This is a genomic window from Blautia sp. CGZ-1-C1 (assembly GCF_056504575.1).
Window position 1 is genome coordinate 43,679 of record NZ_JBWLUT010000073.1, and the last position, 23,473, is coordinate 67,151.

Sequence of the window (23,473 nt, forward strand, 5' to 3'; positions counted from 1 at the left end):
TCCTCCTGTATTCTGAAAAATGGCATAACCCACAGAACATACTTTCTGTCAGATTATGCCATCTTCCTTGTTTTCTTATTCCAGACCAAAGTCCCGTTTTCTGTTATCCTTGCCAGTTTCACTTTCCCGCTGACTCTTTTCTTTATAAATCTGCAGTTTTTCATGGATAGAACCACGTGCCGGTCTTTCTTCTTTCTCATCTGATTCAGATACCTCTGCTTCTGCATCTTCCCGTTCATCCATATTGAGCAATGCATTTAACTCCGACAGTCGCTCCAGTTTCTGGTTCAACTCCTCTTCTTTTGGAAATGGCTTTCCAACCTCTTCTTTTGCATTTGCAAGCTGTTCATATACTGTTTCCAGTCTTTGTTGTGCTTCTGAAAGCTTCTCCGGATAACTGTCCAACAGATTGTTGATACGGGTAATATTTCCAAGTGCATCTGCTCCAAGATGAACTTTCGAGACAGCCTCATGTTTGACAGATAGTATAAATTCTTTACTCCATCCATCAAACTGAATCCTCATATTGAGTCCCTGATAGTTTCCGATATCCATCGCAGCATCTACAGTTTTAATATCTTTACATACCGCCAGAAGTGCTGCTCCTGCCTCTTTCTTTTCTGTGAACACTTTGCCACCAATCTCCATAGTAAACTGCTCTGGATCTGTGCTTTTATGCTCAGAATAATGAGCGATGTCTGCCTTGTAGCTGTCAATGATTTCCATCAGTTTTGCAATCTGTTGTGGAAAAATCCTTACAATATCATCTTCCAGGCGGTACTGGTTATTCATGTGGTTGGCTTTTAAAAGCTTTAATTTTGCCACATCAACATCCAATGCCATCTTCTCTTTTACTGCTGGATTTCCGGTTGCAAGAGCTTTGACCTCTGCATAGGAAAGTGCCGCTTCGTCCACATCTTCACAGCTTCGCACAGGTGCTTTACTGGTCATAATCTGAGAAATGAATTTCTGCTTGTTCTCAATCAACTGCCACATGTAGCTGTCAAATGTGGATTCTGTTACATATCGGAAGATATGAACCTTTTTATTATGATTTCCCTGGCGGATAATACGCCCTTCTCTCTGTTCCAAGTCAGATGGTTTCCAACCAATATCCAGATGATGCAGTGCAATCAGACGATCCTGCACGTTGGTCCCAGCACCCATCTTTGCTGTCGAACCAATCAAAAAACGAACCTGCCCGGATTTCACTTTTCCAAACAACTCCGTCTTCTTTGCTTCTGTATTTGCATCATGAATGAATGCAATCTCTTTTTCCGGTACACCTTTTTCCATCAGTTTCTGCTTCAAGTCGTCATAAACATTGAAACTGCCATCACCTTTCGGTGTGCTCAAGTCACAAAAAATCAGCTGTGCCGATTTCTGTGATGCTGTGTCTTTCCAGATCTCATAGCTTTTCTCTGCACAGACTGATATTTTGCTTTCTGGATTATCTGGCAATAATTCGTTCACCAAACGCTGATCCAATGCTAATTTTCTTCCATCATTGGTAATTTTCAGCATATTATCAACCGAAGCATCTACCCCTCCGTTTCTGACAACTTCTGCACGTTCCCCCAGACTTTCTACGATTTCTTTCTGCTGTTCCGTTGGTTTCAGCACCACTGTTTCATATTCCGCCTCTGGCACAGGAAGCTTTAACTGATCGGAAGTCTTGATATCTGCAATCTCCTTAAACATATTCATCAGTTCCGGAATATTATAAAATCTTGCAAATCTTGACTTTGCACGGTAGCCTGTTCCTTCTGGTGCAAGCTCAATGCTCGTGACTACCTCGCCAAAGGTGGAGGCCCAGGAATCAAACAGTCCAAGTCCCATATTTTGTAATTTGCTGTTCTGCAGATACCTCTGCATAACATATAATTCCGTCATGCTGTTGCTAATCGGTGTGCCCGTAGCAAAGGTAATGCCTTTTCCTCCGGTAATCTCATCCAGATACTGACATTTATTAAACATATCCGCCGACTTCTGTGCTTCATTCTGTGCAATCCCGGCTACATTTCTCATTTTTGTATAAAGAAATGCGTTTTTATAACTGTGTGCTTCATCTACATATAAATGATCCACTCCCAGTTCTTCAAACGTAACTACCTGATCTTTTTTCTCTTTCTGATTCAGTTTCTCCAGCCTTGTCTGCAATGTTTTTCTTGTCTTTTCAATCTGTTTGACGGTATAACGTCCACCATCCTGTTCATACCTTGCACTCTGGATTGCCATTTCCAGATCATCAATCTGCCTCTGAAGCATGGCTTCCTGTTTCTCATCAGAGATTGGAATACGCTCAAACTGGGAATGACCAATAATAACAGCATCGTAATTTCCCATAGCGATTCTGGCACAGAACTTCTTTCGGTTTGCCGGTTCAAAGTCTTTCTTGGTTGCTACCAAAATATTTGCTCCTGGATATAACTGCAGGAACTCCGCTCCCCACTGCTCAGTCAAATGGTTTGGCACAACAAAGAGATTCTTTTGTGATAATCCCAGACGTTTGCTCTCCATTGCCGCCGCTACCATTTCGTAAGTCTTCCCAGCTCCTACTACATGTGCCAGAAGCACATTATCACCGTATAACTGATGTGCGACTGCATTTTTCTGATGTGGACGAAGCTCTATTTCCGGATTCATTCCTGGAAAACTCAAGTGACTACCATCATATTCACGGGGACGGATACTATTGAAACGCTCATTGTACACGCTTACCAGCCTTTCTCTCCTCTGCTGATCCTTAAAAATCCAATCTTGGAATGCAGCCTTCAAGGCATCCTGCTTTTGTGATGCCAACATAGTTTCTTTTTTATTCAAAACTCGCACTTCATCCCCATTGTCATTTAGGACTTTATCATAGATTCTAACATCTTTTAGATTCAAGGTATCTTCCAGAATCCGGTAGGCATTTGCTCTCTCCGTTCCATACGTTGCATAGGCAAACGCATTTCTTGGACTGTCGGCGTTCTTTCCTGTAATCCTCCACTCACCATTTACCTCAGAGAATTTTACCTGTATTTCCTTCTGTGCAAGATACCTCGGCGTATGAAGCAGTTCCACCATAAAATCCTGATAATCCGAAGGTTCAATCCAGGTGGCTCCAATACGCACTTCAATCTCCGACGCTTCCAGATCTCTTGGCTGAACTGCCTCCAATGCACGCACATTCGGTGTGAATTCCGGATGATTCTCTGCAAAAGTTCTCGCTGTATTTAATTTATCTCTGACGTTTCCAGACAGATATTCATCTCCGCTTTCCCACTGGTCTGTCAGTGGATTTTTGAAGATAACTCCAACCAGCTCTTCTGTGATTTTCTCTTCGGTCTTTCCGGTCAACTGTGCCATATATGAAAGATCTACTTTAGCCTTTTCATTTAGGGACAGAGCAAGTGCTTCTGTGGCTGTCTCCACACTTGTCACAGCGACCGCCTTTTTAATGGTTCGTTTGGTGAACATGTCCGCTTTCCGCTTCAATGTTCCATCTTCATTCAAGTCTTCCAGGGAACACAGCAGACAATAAGAAGAGTCATCAGAAAATGCACGTTTGTTAGCATTACTTCCAATAACTCCATACTTTGCTGTGTAGGTATCATACACCTGATTCAGTTTTTTCTGCTGTTTCTGGATTTCTTCGTCTGTGACAAATTCTTCCATCTGCATGGCGATCAGTTCACGAACGGTATCACGGATTGCAACCATGCCTTTTACACGTTCTGCAGTGGCTGCAGGCATTTTCACCTGATTCATCAAAGAATTGACACGGTAATATACCTGATCATCTACCACCGTATAGCTGTAATTTCGAACATTCGGATCTGCCGGAATACTCTCTGGCATCTCATCCAGTTCTGCCTCTATATCTACTGCCGCTACCATGCTTCCCTTGATGTGTTTTACAGCTTCTTGTAACTGTAATTCCAGATCAGCTCCTTCCATTGGAGCACAGGTTGTTTCCATACCATACGGACCGGACACTTCTTTCATCTCACCAAGAATCAATCCCGGATGCTGAACAAAATACTTGTTAATGGTAATCCCATTCGCATCACTCTCCAAATTCACCCAGTCTGGCATCTCTTTTGTGAAACTCTCACGCTTCTGGAAAAACAAAATATCAGCACTGACTTCTGTTCCTGCATTTGCCTTAAAAGCTGTGTTCGGCAGTCGGATTGCCCCCAGCAAGTCTGCACGCTCTGCCAAATATTTCCGGACTTCCGGTGATGCCTTGTCCATAGTTCCCTTTGTTGTGATCAACGCAGCTACACCACCTGGACGTAACTGATCTATAGTCTTGGCAAGAAAGTAATCATGAATCATAAAATTGTAGCGGTCATACTGACGGTCATTGACCTTATATGCACCGAATGGCACATTTCCGATTGCCACGTCAAAGAAATCATTGGGATAATCCGTCTTCTCAAAGCCTTTGATCTGGATATTGGCATCTGGATAGAGAAGTTTAGCAATTCTGCCACTGATGCTGTCCAGTTCCACTCCATAGAGTTTGGACTGGTTTAGATTCTCTGGAAGCTTTCCAAAGAAGTTCCCGACTCCCATAGATGGCTCCAGGATATTTCCCTTTGTAAATCCCAGATTCTCCAACACCTGATACATACTTTCAATCACAATCGGCTGTGTATAATGAGCATTTAATGTGGAAGCTCTGGCTGCAGCATATTCTTCCGGTGTAAGGACGGTCTTTAATTCCAGATATTCTGTCTCCCATGCAGATTTTGTCTCATCAAATGCATCTGCAAGACCTCCCCAGCCAACGTACCTGGATAAGATTTCCTGTTCTTCCGGTGTTGCATTGCGATTCTCATCCTCACATTTCTTTAACAACTGGATAGCCATGATATTGGCACGGAACTTTTCTTTTGCTGTACCCTGTCCAAGCTCATCATCTGTGATGCGGAAGTTCGTTGCTGGAATCGTTTCTGATATTCCGTTAATCTCTTCCAAAGATTCTTTTTCTTCCGATACCTCAACTTCTCCAGATAATTCTTTTTCTTTTTTATCATAATCTGTCCACACACGTTGAGAAATAGCAGTAAAATACAAGGACTCTTCCTCCATAATTTCTTCCCTGATTTCCCGTAATTCATCTAAAGTATCCGCATTTACAGTTTTGTTGTGATAATGATAATAAAGTACTTCTTGTCCGAGTTTTACATCCAGACGTTCCAATTCTTGTGTTGACATTCGATTCCAAATATCATCTTTTTCCGTATGAATCGTGAAACCTTCTCCATCATCATGATATTCTAATGTGTATTGAAGTCGATTCGCTTCTCCCTTAACTTTGCAATCAAAATCGTGGATTTTTGTTCTGGTACCAGACATATATTCTGAATCAACTAATCGCAAATCAGTTATATCTTCCGCTGTCAAAGTATCCTGCTCCAGCTGTTCTCCTAACATCTGCTGTGCTTCTTCCAAATCTGCCAGTCTTTGTGCTTCCTGTCGTTCTTCGTACTTTTCCATTTCTTCCGGTGACAAATAATCATCTGTGCGGATTAACTGGCGAACACGTTCTGCAACCTTGTTCCACTTTAATAAAACTTCTACCTCTGGACTGCCAATTTTCCCTTTTGCAAGTTTTAATCCTTTTGCATCATGGGATGCGTCGGAAGCATCTGCTCCTGGTATTCCGGGTGAGGAACCACCTGTTCCATACTCATTTTTCAGGAACTCAGCTGCATCTTTCATATCATGATGTTCCATGAAATACTCATAGATTCGGTTACGTCCTCCTGCAGTAATGCCGCCTCTTCTTAACACTGCGTCAATTTCATCCTGTGTGATAAAGGATAGTGCCGGACGTTCGACCGTAAATTTCTGGTCTACCCAGGAACGCTCCCTCTGAAGATCCTGAAAGCGTTGGAAATATTCCGGATTATGCTGAATCTCCCAGCGGTGATAATCTCCCGGATTCTCATCCATATATTTCTGCAGCCATTCAAAACGATAGACAATCGCATCTGCTTCCTCTTGATCTGTCCATGCTCCACTCACTACATCCTGCCAGTCTGAATATGATTGTTTCTTTTCCCAGTTTCTGCAAGTATCCCGAAAATGAAGTGCAAGAAGATTGGTCATTTCTTCCTGCTCCTGTTCAATGGCATTATTGGAAATCAAATTATCCACGTAATTTCCATCCTCATACATATCCCGAATTCTGTTCGCTGCTTCTTCCCACGTAACCATGCGGTCAAAGTTTCTTCTGGCAGAGTCCCCTCGCCGGATACGGATACCATCATTGTCATACCAGATACTGATTTTCTGACCATCTATGGTAAATCCTTTGCCACCAGTTCCATATTCATCTTTCAGAAAACTCCGCATTTCTTCATTATCCAGACCTTCAATCAGTCTTGCTGTAATATGAAACAGTGTATTTTTCTGTCCGCTTCCCGTGCGGAGAATATCATTTACCACTTCATCGGAAATAAGAAAAGCGGCTGGCTGTTCCAATGCAGCTGCCGCTTTCCTTATTTCTCCTAACTGTTCCTCTTCTGTTGGGAACAGACTTAACTGTAAATAATCTCCTGAATCACCAGCTCCTCTGCCTGTGCCTTGATCTGGTTCATGTGTCTGGTCCATGCCATCCCGTCTGCCATTTTGTCCGGTGCCGGATCTTTCTCCAGAAGTTCGTTCATCAGGTCGTCTACTCTCTGTCTTGCCTGGCTGTCGATCTCCATCAGATGACTGTCCAGACGGTTCTGCAGTGTCAGAATGTTGAACCTGGCTACCTTGTGATTTCTCAGATACTCTTTCCGCATCATTCCGTACTTGCCGATGGTTCCTCTCGTCTCTTCCAGGCTGATATCTGGAATCTGATACTCTCCGTTCTGGCTGTAACTGATCTCTCTCATAGTCTGTTTCCTCCTTTTTTTCTTCTCTATCTTCTGTGTTATCTGTATTACTTTCACGAATTAACGTGTTAAATTCATTATAAGCTACTTCTTTTTCTTTTGCAACCGTTTTCAGGTCATTTTCCAGATCATTCAGAACATATCGTCCAATCTGCATCAGAACTGGTCTGCTGATCTCGTTGACTGCACTTCCCAGATGTCCTAATACTTTCAGCTGATTGAAGTCCGTAATATGCCGAAAATCCTCTGCATCCAGATATTCCTGTACATCCAGTCCACACCTGTTTAGTAATACATACCAGACACTATTGGTCATCAGTTCCCGGAATTCTACTTCCTGATTCTGTTCGTCCAGTTCTTCCAAAAATGTCCCTGTCACATCCAGTCTCAGTTCTTCCAATGCATCTGGAAGCCATTCCTGCATACTCTCCTTCGCTGCCTGATGCAGACTTTCAGCAAGCCCTCCTTCTGTATCTTCCAGTGATAACTGCTCCTGCAGATAATCTGCAACCAGTTGTTCACCTTCCATTGGAAGATTCCATAACTGTGGATCTTTTCCCAGATTCCGCACTTTATAAGTGTCCTGCACATCAAATACATACCGAAGTTTTGTTTTTGGTCCGGAAGTATTGTCAATCAAGGCAATCCCCTTGGATCCCTTTTTTATCCAGCGGTACATCTTCTGATTCCAGATTTCCATGGATGCTACGGCAGTTGCTTCCGGTCGCTGTGCATAAATTAAAAGCTGTTCTGGAAAAGTGTATTTGTACAGTCTGGATGAAGTGTTTAGGAACCGCATCCATTCCTGCGGACTGGCAGCTACATCTTTTGCCACCTCTTCCGTCAGCTGTTCCATTGCATATAATTTATTTGCCATGTGCTACTCCTTTTCATAAAATCAGGGACTGCTTAGTACAGTCCCCTTAAAATCATCGTTGTTTCTCTTTATAATGCTGCGGCAAGATCTTTTGACTTATTCTTTGGCACTTTGTCTGCCTCTTTTGCCTTGATCTCTGCCTTGGCTTTTTCCAGTCTTCCATGGATTCCACCTTTTACTTCCACTTTTTCGGCTGCTTTTTCTTTCTCCAAACGTGCTTCCCTACGCTCAGCATTTTCCATTACTGCGGTCTTTTTATCACAGAACTGAACCTTATCCGAAAGCTGTTCCTGTCTTTCCACCTGTGTCTCATTGACTTCCTGTACCATCGCATTTAATTCCGGAACCTGAAAAATGCCGTTATCAGGAAGAATCAGCACTTCATGAATGGAAGATGGGATGACAAAGTAATCACTTCCCAGGCATTCCCCAATCTGTTTACGAATATCTTCCTGCAGTAACAGGGAAGCTCCATTCATCTTAGCTTTGTTTGTCAGACAGAACATTGGGTTTTCCATGGCTTCCATATCCATTTTTTCATTCAGCAGGTTTTCTGGTTCTTCACCAAAAATCATAGATTTGATAATCTCATTCATATCCATAAGTGTGACACCACGTTTTCGGTCTGCCACCATCGCATTCGCTTGAATCTGTTCGGCAGATACTCCCCACTCGTTCATCAGAGAAACAGTTACCGGAATACTGCTGATCCCTTCTCCATTTTCCTCCAGATTTACTGCATAATAAGCTGCAAAATCTCCGTGTTCTGTGACTACTTTATCTGCAAGAAGATCGGTATTCCATTCCTTATCACAAATTCTCATCTGTAATTTGTCCTTCATCTTTTCATAATCCAGAATATCTGGAACTCCCATATCAAAAAATTCTGCTTTTCCCTGTGCCTCAATACGCATATCAGCCACATCGCCAACACAAGAGTCTACATCTTTTCCATGGATATATTCCTGGTAGAGGGAATCCAGATAGACTGTCGGTACGATTCTCTGATCTCCGTTTGGAATCGTAATACCTGTCAACTTCAAACCGTTGTTTTTTTCTACTTCCTGAAGTTTAATTTCTGCGTCCTTATAAGACTCTGGCAGATACTCCTTTACATTGTCTTTGACATATTCATAAAATTCTTTTCTGTTCATCATACGCTTTTACCCCTTTCTGATCATGTGATGGTTCATTCTTTTTCTGCTGACCATCTGCTCGGCTTTCTTCTGATAAGCCATCATTCTCTTTACTGTTTTCTCCTGGTTTTTTCGTGCTTCCTGTCTTTTTTCCATTGCTTTCATCATAGTTTTCTGTTCCTTTCTGTGATTTTTTTGTATGAAAAAGGGAGCCTCACATAGAAGCTCCCAATCATAACCGTTGGTTTTAGTTTCCTTATTTCCTTTTCCTGCTGATATAAAGTCCTGCCATACCTCCTGTGGAGATTACAAGAAGCAAGATTGGCAGCCAGATATTCGTGCTGTCACCTGTTTTCGGTGCGTTTGATACCTTTGTCTCTTCATGGGACTGTGGTATATCCGGTGTGTTCGGTGTTTCTGGAACTTCCGGTTTCTCATTTGTCAGATTAAAGGTAACTTCTACAACCGGTGTACTGTCATCTGCATAGGCAAATGTCACTTCATGCTTGGTCTGATCCAGTGTGTATCCGTCCAGTGTTTTTGTTTCCACCAGATAATACTTGATTGCTGTATCATATTTGCCGTTCTTAAATGTGGCAATCTCATACAGCTTACTTTCTGCATGACCGGCAGCGTCTGTCTTTAAGGTTTCCAGTACCTTTCCTTTGCTGTCACGGAGTTCAAATTCTACCCCTTTCAGCGGTTCTCCTGATGATTTATCTGTCTTATTGAGAATCACTTTTCCCTTGGCAGTGTCATCTTTCATAGCTACTTTCTGGATCTCTCCAGTATCCTTTACTTCAAAACTAACATCCGATGTCAGAAGATATCCTTTCGGTGCCTGCTCTTCACGTAGGGTATATTTACCGATTGGAAGTTTTTCGATATAGTGTGCTTCCTCTGTGGAAGTCCAGCTCTCTACTACCTGATCATCCTCATCGAGAATCGTCAGTTTCGCACCTGGAATCTCAGTTTCTCCTGTGATATCCGTCTTACTGATCTCTACTTTTGTCACATCATCTTTCATCTCATGCTTCTGAACCTCTGCTGTATTCTCTACTGTGAAAGTAATACTTTCTGCAGTGACATATCCATCTGCCGGTTTTGTCTCTGTCATGGTGTATTTCTTACCAACAACCAGTTCTTTGATCACATGGGATTCTTCCGTAGAAGTCCATTCATCTACTGTATTGCCATCTGAATCCGTTACTTTCAGGTGTGCACCTGGAAGTTCTTTACCTGTTGTCAGGTCTGTTTTGGACAGCTCCACTGTGGTTGGCTGATTTTCAAAAGTAAAGTCGTAGCTTACTTCTGCCTGGTCTTCTCCGGCATATTCAAAGGTAAATTCCTGTACTTCTTCTGTTGTAACAAATCCGTCCGGCGCAAAGATTTCTTTCACATAGTATTTTCCGTCTACCGGAAGATCTGCCGTAAAAGTAATCTGTCCTTTTTCATCCGTTACCCGCTGCTCGATCAGACTGTCTTTCTCAAGGAGTACCTCGCCCTTTGCATTTTTGATATCTTCACTGGTATAAAGACCAAAGACACCATCTGCAAGAACACGTTCTGTATCTTTTTCTTTCTTCAGAACCGTAACCTTTACTTTCTGACGGGCATTCTGCCATTTCTCATCATAAGTGATGACTGGTGTGTCCTGATCACGGTAGGAAAGGTCAACATATCTCGGCTCTTTGTCCAGCACATAACCATGGGCAGTTTTTACTTCCTTCACATAGTACTTGCCAGCCGGTAGATCTTCCATCTGTGCAATACCATTAGAATCCGTAGTAATGGTTCCTACTTTTTCATCTGCTTTGAAATAATCTTCACTGACACCATCTGCCGCTTTGATATCTTCCGCAGCAAATACATCGAAAGTTACATCTGTAAGACTTCCAGTTACATATTCAAAGAGATGCTCCACAGTACCTTTTACATTGTCCAGAAGTGTCACTTTATCCAAAAACTCTCCATTTTTGTTGATGATCAGAAGTCCTGTCGGTACTTCATCTTTCATCTCTACTTTCTGAATCTCTGCGGTATCTTCCAGCGTGAACTTCACATCCGTTGCTTTCAGATAACCATAAGGTGCCATTTCCTCACGAAGGGTGTATTCCTCACCAACTGTCAGTCGTTTGATCACATGTGGCTGATCTTTTACAGAAGTCCACTGATCCACAACATTTCCTTCTTTATCAAGAACGGTGAGTTTTGCCCCATCCAGCTCCACACCTGATGTTACATCAGATTTCGTGATTTCTACTGTTGTCGGCTGGTTCTTTTTCACTGTTTTCAGTTTTACTGTCTTCACATCCTGTCCCTGATAAGAAGCATCCAGATTCAGAACTTCATCAGAGGATACAAATCCCGCCGGTGCTTTTAACTCTTTTACATAATACTGTCCAAGTGGCAGATCCAGCGTACATGCTGCAAGACCACCGTTATCAGAAGTCATTTCCTGTAAGAGTGTGTCTGCTTTCACGATTACTTTTCCATCTGCCTTGATATCTTCTTTGTTATAGATACCAAAGACAGCTCCTGCTACGGTTGCACCATTTTCTGCATCCTGTTTTTCTATCTGGATTGCAACTTTCTGTCGGTCATCACCAACAGTCACTTCCTGTTCAATCACAGGTGTATCCTGATTGGCATAGACAAATGTGACATCAGATCTGTCATGGTTCAGAACGAATCCTTCCGGTGCAGTCTTTTCTACCACATAGTAAGAACCAAGCGGCAGATTCTCTGCAACTGCTTTTCCGTCTTCTCCGGTCGTTACCGTTGTTACCAGTGCATCTTTTGCATAGATCAGCTGTCTGTTTCCGTTTTCATCTTTCTGATAATCCGGCGTAAAGATATTTTCGGCTGCATAGACATTAAATGATGCACCTTTCAGGTATCTTTCTTCATAAACAAAATCCTTTTTTAATCCGGTCAGCATCTCACCTTTTTTATAAATCGTCAGCTTTCCTTTTACCGGATGGTTCTCGTAATCTACCGTAATAATGGCATCTCCGCTCTCAGAATCCATCTGATATGCTGTGTTTGCATCCACCGCAATCTCTACATAGTTCTTGTTAATTGTGTACCCTTCCGGTGCGTTGACTTCCTCAATCCGGTAATGTCCGATCTTCAGATTCTTCGGCATGATCAGATATCCCTGGCTGTCCGTAAAATAGGACTTGTGAGTGGTTGTCACTGGGTAAGTTGTTACCTGTTCCACATACTTTTTGTTGTCCAGGTCATATACCTTAAATTCTGTTCCTGCAATCAATACGGATTTCTTTGTTTCATCGTCTTTTTTCACGATTTTCAGTTTTGCCTTAAACTCTTCATCCAGAAGCACTCGCCAGATCTGTGGCTCATTTGGATGATGCTCTGTGATATTCACTTCAAAATCATCGACCGGCTTGTAGTTGTGCGGTGTTGTTGTCTCACGCACGATATAGCTTCCAAATGGTAATGGAATACTGCAGGCATACCCTTTTTCATCTGTGAAAATCTCAGTAGCTCCATTTTCGCCACTCACTACTGGTTTGGCAGAATCAAAATCATAGCTTCCATCTGCTTTCTTTGTAAGGGAAGATTTCAGATAAACTGTAAATCCAGCTCCGGATAACAGATCTGCATCGGTCTTTCCATTGTTGGCTGCTTTGATGATCTGGAATGGCTGCTTGATGACCTGCTCACTGGAAGTGCACTCTCTTTTTACTTCTGCTGTCATATCTCCTTCATAACTGCACATAAGATCATGCTCTTCTGTATCTGCCAGGTATCCAATCGGCGGAGTAATCTCTTTGACATAATATTTGCCAAGATATAAGCCATTTACAGAAGACTGTCCTTTGTCATCTGTTGTAAGAGAAGCCACCTGTTCTCCTGCTTTATAAATATTTCCAGTTGCTCCATCCGGATGCACGATATCTTCACGGGCATACAAACCATAAACTGCACCTTTCAGTGTGGCATCTCCCTGTGGTACTGCTTTTCCTGTTTCTTTATCAACTTTGAATAAATTGATCTTTGCTGTCACACGGTCATTGCTGAAGGTATGGGCAAATGATACGGTTGCTTCTTTATCATTGGTGTAAGAAAACTTGAACGTATACACATCTTCTGTATTTCTTACATAGCCTTCCGGCGCCTGATCTTCTTTTACAGAATAGGAATATCCAATCGGAAGATCTGCTGTAAATTTTGCAGTTCCATCTGCTCCAGTAGTTGCTTTCTCAATCAGTGTTCCTTTTTTCACAACAACGGTTCCGTCTGCATTTCTGATATCATCGGATGCATACAGAGCAAAAATACCGCCTTTCAGTGGTTTCTTGGTGTCTTTATCCTGTTTTACTACGGAAACATCTGCTTTCTGTCTCTCGTTGTTAAAAGTCACATCTGCAAATACAACTTCTTTGTTCTGACCAGCATAAGTTAGAGTCACTGACTTTTCTTCGCTACCGTTATAGAAAGAGTCCGGTGCTTTTGTTTCTTTTACCACGTAGGTTCCAAGATGCAGGTTTTTCAGTGTGACAGAACCATTCTCACCTGTTGTCAGGTTTTCTTTTACAAGGTCACCTTTGCTGTACATTTTTGTGCCATAAGCTGTTACGATATCTGCCCCGGCATACACGTTATATACTGCATTTTTCTGTCTGCGGTTTTCATACTGAAATACAGTTCCATTTTCACTGACATCTGCCCCGGTAAGAACCTGTCCTTCTTTGTAAATGGTAAGCTCTGCCAGCTGTTCCTTATTTTCCACGGTTACAGCTGAGGTCTTACTTGCTACCAGTTTTACATTTGTTGCCGTTGCATTTACTACATATCCCTGTGGTGCTGTGATCTCTTTCAGATAAACAGTATCCTGTGTCTTGATGATCGTAACAGAAGATTTTCCATTCTTATCTGTTGCCGGCATCTGAGTGATCAGCTTTGTACAAGCCTCATCGCTGTATACACCGAATACTGCACCTGCAAGATTGACATCTGCTGTATCGTCTTTCTTTACGATTTCGATCGTAGCCTGTTCAATCCAGGATACCTTTAGGCTTACATATTTTTCATCAGCAACACCTTCTCCAAATACAAATGCCAGATCCTGAACACTTGCATTCGTAGTCAGTTTATATGCTGAGTAATCTTTTGTAATACTTCCCTTCATTTTTGCAGAAAAAGTAGCATTTACATCTTTTGTCTGTGTCAGAGGCGCTGAAAGATAAAACGTGGTTCCTCCTCCAATTGTTACGCTTGCACCTGCCGCACTTACATTTCCAGTAGATACATTATGGAGCTTTACTCCTTTTGGTAAGTCCATTGTGATTTTCTGCTGGGAAGATGCGTTGAACTGAATGTTCTCCGTTCTCTGAACATTTCCATCTACATAAGCTTTTACATCCGGCTTTGAAAATGACATCGCTACATCTGGTATTTCCGGCTTATTCACACAATAATTATAGAGTTCTTTTGCCAAAGCCTCTCCTGTAGCATTGGTTCCGTAAAATGCATCACTACTTCCGTTGGCATAGGATGCAGCCATGTGAATAATGATGAATCTTTTTCCTTCTGAAAAATCCGTGTGTTTATTAGCGAAAAAACTTTCGCTTCCTGCGGCGTCTGTACCGTAATAACACACTTTTGCTAACGCCTGATTGTCTCCAATCTTTGTGATTGTATAATTTCCAGATCCTGGTCCAGGTTTTGCTGGCTGTACACAATACGCAGTTGCTCTAACGCTTCCGTAGCTGATATAGTACGGCTCTGTCAGATAGGTTCCAAGATTATAATCTGCATATCTATACAGTGGTCCTTTTTCAATTGTTACCTGCTGTGTACTTCTTGCTGAATAAGCTGAAACTGCTTCAAAGGTTGCAATCTCTCCCTCTTCCATAGCATCAAGATCTACACCTTCGTCTCCTGCCTGTTCCAAAACATCATGAAGCTCTAACCCTGATTCTTCATCATAGGTATCCTGATTCTGTGCCTGCTCTACCAAATCATCAAATTCATCAGCGTCAATATCGGTAATCTCCGAGTCTGATTCTGACTCCTCCGTTTCTTCTGTCTGCTGTTCACTGCCAGCTGTTTCGGACTCAGTCACTGCTTCACTCCCTGCCGCCTCTGTCTGTACTTCTGTTTCTTTATCACGCACAATCAGTTTTCGGCTGATCTGGTACTTCGGATGCTCCTGATTTACCGGTTCCACATAATAGACCGCTTTGTAAGTGTCCGCATGATCTGTCGTAAAATCCTCATTCTTTTCGTTCTTTGCTTCCTCAAATGTGACTTTGACCTTGTTATCATCCTTGATTTCCAGTCCCGTGTAATCTGATTTCACATCAAATACACTGCCTGTTTCAATTTCATAATCTTTGGCAGTCACCACCTCATCTTCATCCAGAAGGTCTTTCACTTCCTCATAAAGTGGAGGTTTTTCCTCTGGCTGGATCTCCGCTGCATATGCAGTCATCGGAGATAACACTGTACTAAGCATTGTCATGCCTGCCAGCAAGCCAGATACTACTTTTCTAAAATTACCTTTTTTCTTCATGCTAAGGTCCTCTCTTTCATATATTTGTATTAAAACAGACAGTCCTTAGACTGCCTGCAATACACTGCTTATCGTTGCGGGAAACTCAGATTGAACTGCACATTTCCCTCGCCGGGATCAACCATCTCCACTGTTGCTTCATACTGTCTCCCTGTTTTTCTGGATACCAGATCCTTATAATGGATTTTTCCTTTAGACAGGAACTTCTTTGCTGCCGCCTTATCCATCTTTTTCCCCTGGCTTGCAAGGAATTTATCATTCTTCCATAAGGCAAAAGCACAGTTCCGGTCAGAACAGTAAAAGTTTACTTTTCCTTCCCTGACATCAGCTCCACAACGGGGACATTTACCAATGACTTCTCCTTTTGCTTTTCCCTGAAACTGCTCTTTCTTTTCTTCTGAAATCCCCTGATATCTGGCAACCAGTTCCTGCATCAGCTCTGTAATCCCATTTAGGAATTCATCTGCTGTCCCTGTATTCTGGGCAATGTGATTCAATGCCATTTCCCACTCTGCTGTCATCTTCGGAGATTTAATCTCATCCGGCAGAACCGTAATCAGTACATTGCCATCATCTGTCGGCACCAGATTTTTCTTTTCCCTTTTCACAAATCCAGACTGAATCAGTTTTTCAATGATTGCTGCCCTTGTTGCCGGTGTGCCAAGTCCTTTCTTTTCTGTATCTTCGGTCAGTTCTTCATTCCCTGCACGTTCCATCGCAGAAAGCAGGGTATCTTCTGTGTACTGTTTCGGTGGCTGTGTAAAATGCTCCGATACAAAAGAATCACAAGGACCGTAATGCTTGCCATCCCAGATATCCAGCTCCGGCTCTTCTTTTTCACTCTTTACGCCAAAGAACTGTTTCAATTTATTTTCGATCGACTTGAATCCTTCCTGCTTTGTTTTCTTTGCTGAGAGATAAAACGTATGATAATTACAGGTAATCTGGCATTTATGGCTTTCATAAATATAAGGATCTGCGGTTGCTGTCAGTACCCTGGCACTGATCAGATACAAAATCTTGCAGTTTCGTTCTTTCAGTTTACCTATATCTGCCTTTGCTACTTCCACGGTCGGGATAATTGCATGGTGATCAGATACTTTCTTTGAATTTAATACCTTACTCACGTCCGGCTGATATTCCAGCCCTTCGGCATAGGGCATTTTCCCAAGTAACATCTGAATCAGAGTTTCTGTGCTTTCTCCCATCTCATCTGTCAGATACCGGCTGTCTGTTCTCGGATAAGTAACAAGCTTCTGCTCATACATCTCCTGCACGGCATCCAATGTCTGCTGTGCGGTATAACCAAACATTCTGTTTGCTTCCCTCTGCAGAGTGGTCAGATCATAAAGCTTCGGAGGGCGGACTGTTTTCTCTTTCACATCATCCTTCTCCACTTCGCACATACGCTCCATACAGTCCGCAGCCACTCTATCTGCATCTTCTTTTTTCTGAAAATGCTCTGTAACCGCATCCATATCGTCAAACTTGATATGAGCCATATAATATTTCTCTTTGGTAAATTCCTTGATCTTCTGATTTCGATCAACGATCATAGCAAGTGTTGGTGTCTGCACTCTTCCAACTTTCAGATTTTGGTTATACAGAACGGAAAAAAGACGGCTCGCATTGATTCCCACCAACCAGTCTGCCTTTGCCCTGCAAAGTGCTGACTGATAGAGACTGTCATAACACGAACCGTCTTTTAATGACGCAAATCCATCTTTAATTGCCTGTTCTTCCATAGATGAGAATCCAGAGCCGCTTCATCGGTTTTTGACATTCTGCCTGCTCATACACCAAACGAAAGATTAACTCTCCTTCACGTCCTGCATCAGTAGCACAGATCACTTCATCTACTTTTGAATCTCTCATCAGTTTTTTCAAGATTCCGAACTGCTTCTTTGTGCCCTCCAAAATCTTGTGTTTCCAACATACCGGCACAATCGGCAGATCTTCATATCTCCATTTTTTATATTTTTCATCGTATTCCGATGCATCACATAATCCAACCAGATGTCCTACGCACCAGGAAACGATATAACCGTTTCCCTCCACGTAGCCATCTTTTCTTGTTCTGGCTCCAAGCACGGAAGCCAGTGCCATCGCAACCGATGGCTTTTCTGCAATCACTAATTTCATTTACTCCTGCTCCTCTTCTTCATCTTCCAGCACATTATCGTCAAAATCTTCATCTCTCAGGATTTCCGGTTCTGTACTTTCTTCCTGCTCATCTGCATCGTCTACTTCCCGCTTTTCAGACTCTGAATCTTCGGATTCATCTTCATCCTCTTCCATCTCATCCTCGTCATCATATTCATGCTTTGGTTTATAGACTTTGAAGTAATATCCTCCTGCCGCAGCTCCGACTGCAACCAGTGCAATCAAAAGATACGTTCCAAATGGACTTTTATCTTCAGGCATCTGAATATCATCCTCTACCTTATCTTTCTCGGCTGACTCTGTCGTTTCCGGCTTTTCTTCCTCTGCTTTTTTCTCTGGTTCTGCATAAACCGTATCTACTTCCGGAAGTGTCACCGAATCAGAAAGTGTAAAGTTCATCAGATCTTTTTCACTAACTTCGGTAAGAAAATACACATTATCCTGAGATTTTGAATTGTCGATGATCAGATAGAAAATCTTACCACTCTTAGTTGAAATGGTATAAAACTCTTTTGTGCCTTCCGTAGCTGTTTTGGTAACAGAATCTGCTGTCTCGCCTTCTTTATTAAGCTGTTCCTCAATATCTGTCACTGTCCGATCATCCACAGTTCCTTTTGCATCTGTTGGCTCAGAAGCCTGTGCATCCTGCGGAAGTGGTGAAGTCGTTGTTTTCTCAGTCCCAGTTGCATCTGCACTGGTCGTGGTTGCCATCGCACCATTGCTGTCACTTGAAGTTTTCTGTTTCTCTGCCTGCTTCTTTGCCCATTCATAATAAGGATTCTGCAACACATACTTTTCAGAAGTATTTCCGGCACCATCCGTTACCGTGATTTCAATCTGTTTTGTTGTAAAATCTTTCTGTGTCAGTTGCACTCTCAGCATTCCATCCTTCAGATCTGTATAAGTGGTGCCATTAACTGTCACAGAAGTAATGCCGGAAACGGTATCATTTCCCTGAATCGTCAGTACACCATCTGTCAGAGATGCAGAAAGCGTAGGCTTTTCTGTGTCATAACACTTAATAGAGCGATTCTGCTCATAGACCTTCCCCTCACCATCTGTCACACGCACATACACTGTCTGGTTTCCAGTGATCGTGATACTTCCGCTTCCGGTTACATCCTGCCAGCTCCCATCTTTTCCTGCTTTTGCTTCAATTTTTGCTATTGAGAAACCTTCCGGCATATGGCTGGCATCTACCGTAACAGCAATGGTTGTTTCTCCCTGTTTCCAGCCATCCGGTTTCTCGATCGTAATTGCAGGTGTGGTATTCTCAGCTGCATAAGCAGTCTGTGTCTGGAGCAAAGGTGTTGTCAGGCAAAGAAATGTCGTTGCTGCAAGCAAGCTCTTTTTTACCCTGCTTTTAGTAATTGTTCTCTTCTTCTGTTTCATTTTTTCCAGATTCATCATCGGCTTTTGTTTCCTCCTTCTGTATTTCTACCCTGCCGGGCAGTTCATTTTTCATTCTCTTTTTGAAAGCTTCCAGCTCTGGAATGCTCATATCCATTGCACGGATAATTTTTACAATTTCCAGATTTTCCGCTTCTGTTTTTGCTATCTCCGCAGCCTTGAACCGCTTTAAGTCTGCTTCATATCTGGCTTTGGAAGCTTCCATTCTATCTTTGGCTTTCTCATAATCCGCCGTTGCTTTTTCAAGACTTTTCATCGCTTCTCCTTTCCGGACGGCTGATGCAGCCGCCCTTTTTCTTACCATCGTCCAAATCCATAGAAATGGCTCTGCCAGTATGGGGAATTGATGGACGTATACTGCACCGGATGTCCACAATGGATCATCTGACCATTGCCTACATAGATTCCGATATGCGTTACCGGCTCCCCTGCGTCGTAAGTTCCAGTAAAGAAAATCAAATCTCCCGGCTGTGCCTCCGACTGGGATACTGGTGTACAAATGTTGTACAGTCCCTGTGCAGTCAATCTTCCTGTATTCCTTACACCAGAGTTTGTCAGGCAGTAACTTACAAATCCAGAACAATCAAATCCACTTGGAGAATATCCACCCCACACATACGGTGTTCCCAGATATCTCGCTGCTTCGTTCAACAAACGCTGTGCCGCTTCACTGGTGTATTCATTGCCGCCAAAGCCTGTCCCTTCTCCAGTTTCCAGATAAAAGATCGGGTTTAAGCGCTCTCCATTTTTCAGAAGTTCAATATGAAGATGGCTTCCTGTAGAATTTCCAGTATTTCCTACAAGACCAATCTCATCACCTTTCGTGACGGATGCACCTGCAGATACACTCCGGCTGCTTAAATGTGCATACCGCAGTTCATAGCCTTTACTGTCCTTAATCACAACATAATTGCCATAGCTATCGTTATAAGCAGAAGTTGTAACCGTTCCGGTCAGCCCTGCCATTACTTTTGTCCCTTCCGGTGCTCCGATATCCATACCATTATGAAGCTGATTTGCTCCTGATATTGGATGAATCCTGTATCCATAATAGCTAGTCACACTGGAATACCAGTTAAAATCAACCGGTGTTGCAAACATCTGCAAGTTGCCTTTTGTATCGTTGTAGGCACTGAACAGTTCTTTCTGGAAAAATCCCAGCCTGTCCTGACAGATCAACATCAGATTTCCACTGTTTAAGGTGACATTCAGCACATCTACATCTCTTGTCCTGGTCACTTCCACTTCCTGGCTTCCATTATCATCTGCCAGATAACATTCCCAGGTCTTATGCCCATGTGCGGATGCCGCCGCATGATTATCATAGTAAACGTCAAACTGTACACCGTATCTTGCGAAAGCTCCGGTATCTTCTACCGTATATTCGACACCATTCATGACCACCTTTGTTCCCATTGGAACAAACGGATTGGAAGCATCTACCGCTAAGGTATGATTAGCAGTTGGGTATACTCCACTGGCAGTCGGGCCTCCGCTCCAAATGCCACAACAGATTGGACAGTTACAATATCCGCTTGTTACAACCTGTCCCAACGATTCTCCAACTCTTACTGTTGCTGTCTCTGTCACAGTCTCATTGACTGCTTCAGTAGTCAGATGATATTGCTCTGCAAACAATGCATCCAGTTCAGGCTTGACCTGTTCAAAAGTAAACTCCTCATACTTTGCTGACAGATAACTGATCAGGATAAACGGATCATGCTCAATAGGCCCGATGTTATATCGGTATTCCTCATGTCCCGGTTCTTCAGACTCCATGTTGTTAATCCGCTCCTGCAGATTAGCTTCCAACTGTGTATAATACAGTTCCGCTTCCCGGATTGCCTGATCCGATGACAGATAACTGGTTCCCGTGTAAGTGATCACATTTTGTAAAAATACTGCAGAGCATGACGTGACATTCGTTATAATCAGAAACATCAATCCGATCAGAACTGCCACACTGATATACACCTTCCGGTTTTCTTTAAAGAAGTTGGTGACTTTGCCGCCAATCTTCTTGATATAATCAATCGTACCTTTTGTAGCTGTTCCTACTGTCTGTTCACTTCGTTTTGCTTTGGCATAATCCCGTTTGATCTGTTGCTTCTGAATCTGTTTTTTTAGCTTCTTCTGCTCCTGACGGGCTGCCGCCTGTGTCTGTTTCTCTGCCTGTCTCTCCAGTCTGCTTCTCTTTCTGGAAGCCCTCTGTTTCCTTTGTCTGGCACTTCTCTGTTCCAGCCGGTAAATACCTTCGCAGCCTTCTTCCAACTTATGGGCACCTTCTACTGCCGCATTATCGTCTTCATTTTTACTGATCTCACGGTGCAATGCTGCGGAAGTTGCACTTCCTGCTTTGCTTAACAACAAAAGCTTTTTCTGTTTTCACAGATTCCCCTTCGCCAAACTTCAGGCGGGATTTCTCTCTTTCCAGAACCCTCTCCTTCATTTGCCTGATAAACCTGTGCCTTCTTGGAATGCTGCTTTGTCTTCCTTTTTCTTTCTTGGTTCCTCATAAGAAAACTTTTTGGCTTTTTCCTTCTGTTTCTGATGACGGAAATTGACTCCATCCGTATCCATCTGGTTCAATTTCTCCATATCTTTGTCATTTTTCACAGAAGCACCAGTCTCTTCATAAGCAAATTTCAGACGCTGTTTCTGCTTTGGTTTCTTACTTCCACCATTCTTCTTACTCCGGCTGTCTCCTCTGTTTTCTGAAAGATCCGCACGTTTTTCTTTCAGTCTCCCTGACTGGCTGGCTTCGGATTTTTCCGCAAATCTTGATTCTTTTCTGTTCACAGCACGGATTCTTTTCCGGTTTTGTTGCTTTCTATTTTGTCCAAAATCCTCACTTTGGTTCTCCGTTCGCATCAGTTCCGGTGCATCCCTGGATTTTTGCACAGAGGGACGGATATTTTTCCCACTCCGTTCAGACTGGCGGGGAGACTTATCCACAAGGTTTTCTGCTTTTTCCCCCTGTTTTATTCCCATCTGCACATCACTGACACGGTTACTGACACGAACAGAAGATTTATCCGTCAGGTTTTCTTCCACCAGACCATCTTTGGTCATCTTCTGGACTTTCTTATCCCTGACTTTCATTCTCTGTTCTGCCACTACTTACTCCTCCTTTTTCGGATACCCTTTCCCTGCCTGTAATAAACAGAGAAAAGCGATGCCAAATACAGCACCGCCACTAAAAGTTAATACATATGAAATTGCTCGTAACATTGTCTTCTCCTTTGATTTAACCTGCTTCGGAAGTTTCCTCTAAGCGGGTTGTCATGATTTTATAGAGGGAATTCTTCGGGAATCTGTCTACGAACGGGATAATGACATTTCCATAGAACAGAAGTCCTTCCCCCTCATTACTGTTGGTTACATAGGACAGCTGGGTTGGTGAGATATTCAGCTGTTTTGCAAGAATCTGCCTGTCTCCGGAAGCCTGGTTCAGCATATAAATAAAATCTGAATTTTCAAATATATTCTCTATCTCCCTGGAAGACAATAAATCCTTAATATTCTGGGTGATGCCCGTTGGGATACCACCCCATTTACGGAATCGCTTCCAAATCTCCACGCTGTAGGCTGCAGTCTGCTCTTCCTTCAAAAGAAGATGGAACTCATCCACATAGTATCTGGTGGACTTATGGGCAGAACGGTTCATCGTTACCCTGTTCCAGACCTGATCCTGGATTACGAGCATCCCAATCTTTTTCAGCTGTTTTCCAAGTTCTTTGATGTCAAAGCAGACAATGCGGTTATTGATATCCACGTTTGTCTGATGGTTAAATACATTCAAAGAGCCTGTAACATAGATCTCTAATGAAGTAGCCAGCCGCTGTGCTTCCGGCTCTTCCTGTTTTCTCAGAAGGTTGTATAAGTCCTCCAGGATTGGCATCTTCTCCGGTATTGGATCGGCAAGGTATTCCTGATATACTAACCGCACACAACGGTCAATAATCGTTTTTTCTACCGGTTCCAATCCATTCTTTCCTCCAACAATCAGCTCACACAAAGACAGGATAAAATCTGCTTTCAATGACAGCGGATTATCTTCCTCAGAATAATTCAGGTTCAGATCCATTGGATTGATATACTGGTCAGATACCGGCGAAACTCTTACCACCTGCCCATGCAGCGCCTGCACAAGTGCCGAATATTCGGCTTCTGGATCACAGACAATGATATCGTCCTCCGTAATCAAAAAGCAGTTTGTAATTTCCCTCTTTGCTGAGAAGGACTTACCGGAACCTGGTGTACCAAGAATCAGTCCATTTGGGTTCTTCAGACGTTTCCGATCAACCATGATCATGTTGTTGGATAATGCATTCAATCCATAATAAAGAGCTTCCCCTTCCTGAAACAGTTCCTGTGTCGTAAATGGCACGAAGATCGCTGTTGAAGATGTGGTAAGCCCTCTCTGAATTTCAATTCGATTGACTCCAAGCGGAATACAGGA

At 42.8% G+C, this 23,473-nt stretch carries 9 protein-coding genes and 1 pseudogene; all 10 read right to left on the reverse strand.

Features of this window, described 5'->3' with window-relative positions; genetic code table 11:
- Positions 1-75: 75 nt before the first annotated feature.
- Positions 76-7,758: a DEAD/DEAH box helicase family protein gene (locus AC058W_RS05455; RefSeq protein WP_476389801.1), complete on the reverse strand. Its 7,683-nt coding sequence runs from the start codon at positions 7,756-7,758 to the stop codon at positions 76-78.
- Between the two features lie 68 nt (positions 7,759-7,826).
- A complete protein-coding gene (locus AC058W_RS05460) occupies positions 7,827-8,915 on the reverse strand; it encodes a DUF5688 family protein (RefSeq protein ID WP_144167203.1) in 1,089 nt (362 codons plus the stop codon).
- A gap of 6 nt (positions 8,916-8,921) precedes the next feature.
- Positions 8,922-9,062 (reverse strand): hypothetical protein, encoded by a 141-nt coding sequence (locus AC058W_RS05465; RefSeq protein WP_008688072.1) that lies wholly within the window; start codon positions 9,060-9,062, stop codon positions 8,922-8,924.
- A gap of 88 nt (positions 9,063-9,150) precedes the next feature.
- Entirely contained in the window at positions 9,151-15,438 is a 6,288-nt protein-coding gene (locus AC058W_RS05470) for a SpaA isopeptide-forming pilin-related protein (protein WP_479389803.1), read from the reverse strand.
- A gap of 68 nt (positions 15,439-15,506) precedes the next feature.
- Positions 15,507-17,580 (reverse strand): annotated as a pseudogene (locus tag AC058W_RS05475) (DNA topoisomerase 3).
- Positions 17,581-19,011, reverse strand: a complete 1,431-nt coding sequence (locus AC058W_RS05480) for a CD1107 family mobile element protein (protein WP_479389804.1) — start codon at positions 19,009-19,011, stop codon at positions 17,581-17,583.
- Positions 18,965-19,267 (reverse strand): DUF4315 family protein, encoded by a 303-nt coding sequence (locus AC058W_RS05485; protein ID WP_195937296.1) that lies wholly within the window; start codon positions 19,265-19,267, stop codon positions 18,965-18,967. The genes AC058W_RS05480 and AC058W_RS05485 overlap by 47 nt, the downstream gene beginning before the upstream one ends.
- Before the next feature lie 41 nt (positions 19,268-19,308).
- Entirely contained in the window at positions 19,309-21,381 is a 2,073-nt protein-coding gene (locus tag AC058W_RS05490) for a CD1108 family mobile element protein (RefSeq protein WP_479389805.1), read from the reverse strand.
- Positions 21,382-21,456: 75 nt separating this feature from the next.
- On the reverse strand, positions 21,457-22,128 hold the full coding sequence (locus tag AC058W_RS05495; RefSeq protein ID WP_479389806.1) for a hypothetical protein: 672 nt from the start codon (positions 22,126-22,128) through the stop codon (positions 21,457-21,459).
- Positions 22,129-22,258: 130 nt separating this feature from the next.
- On the reverse strand, positions 22,259-23,473 hold a 1,215-nt coding region (locus AC058W_RS05500), incomplete at its 5' end, for a VirB4-like conjugal transfer ATPase, CD1110 family (RefSeq protein ID WP_479389807.1).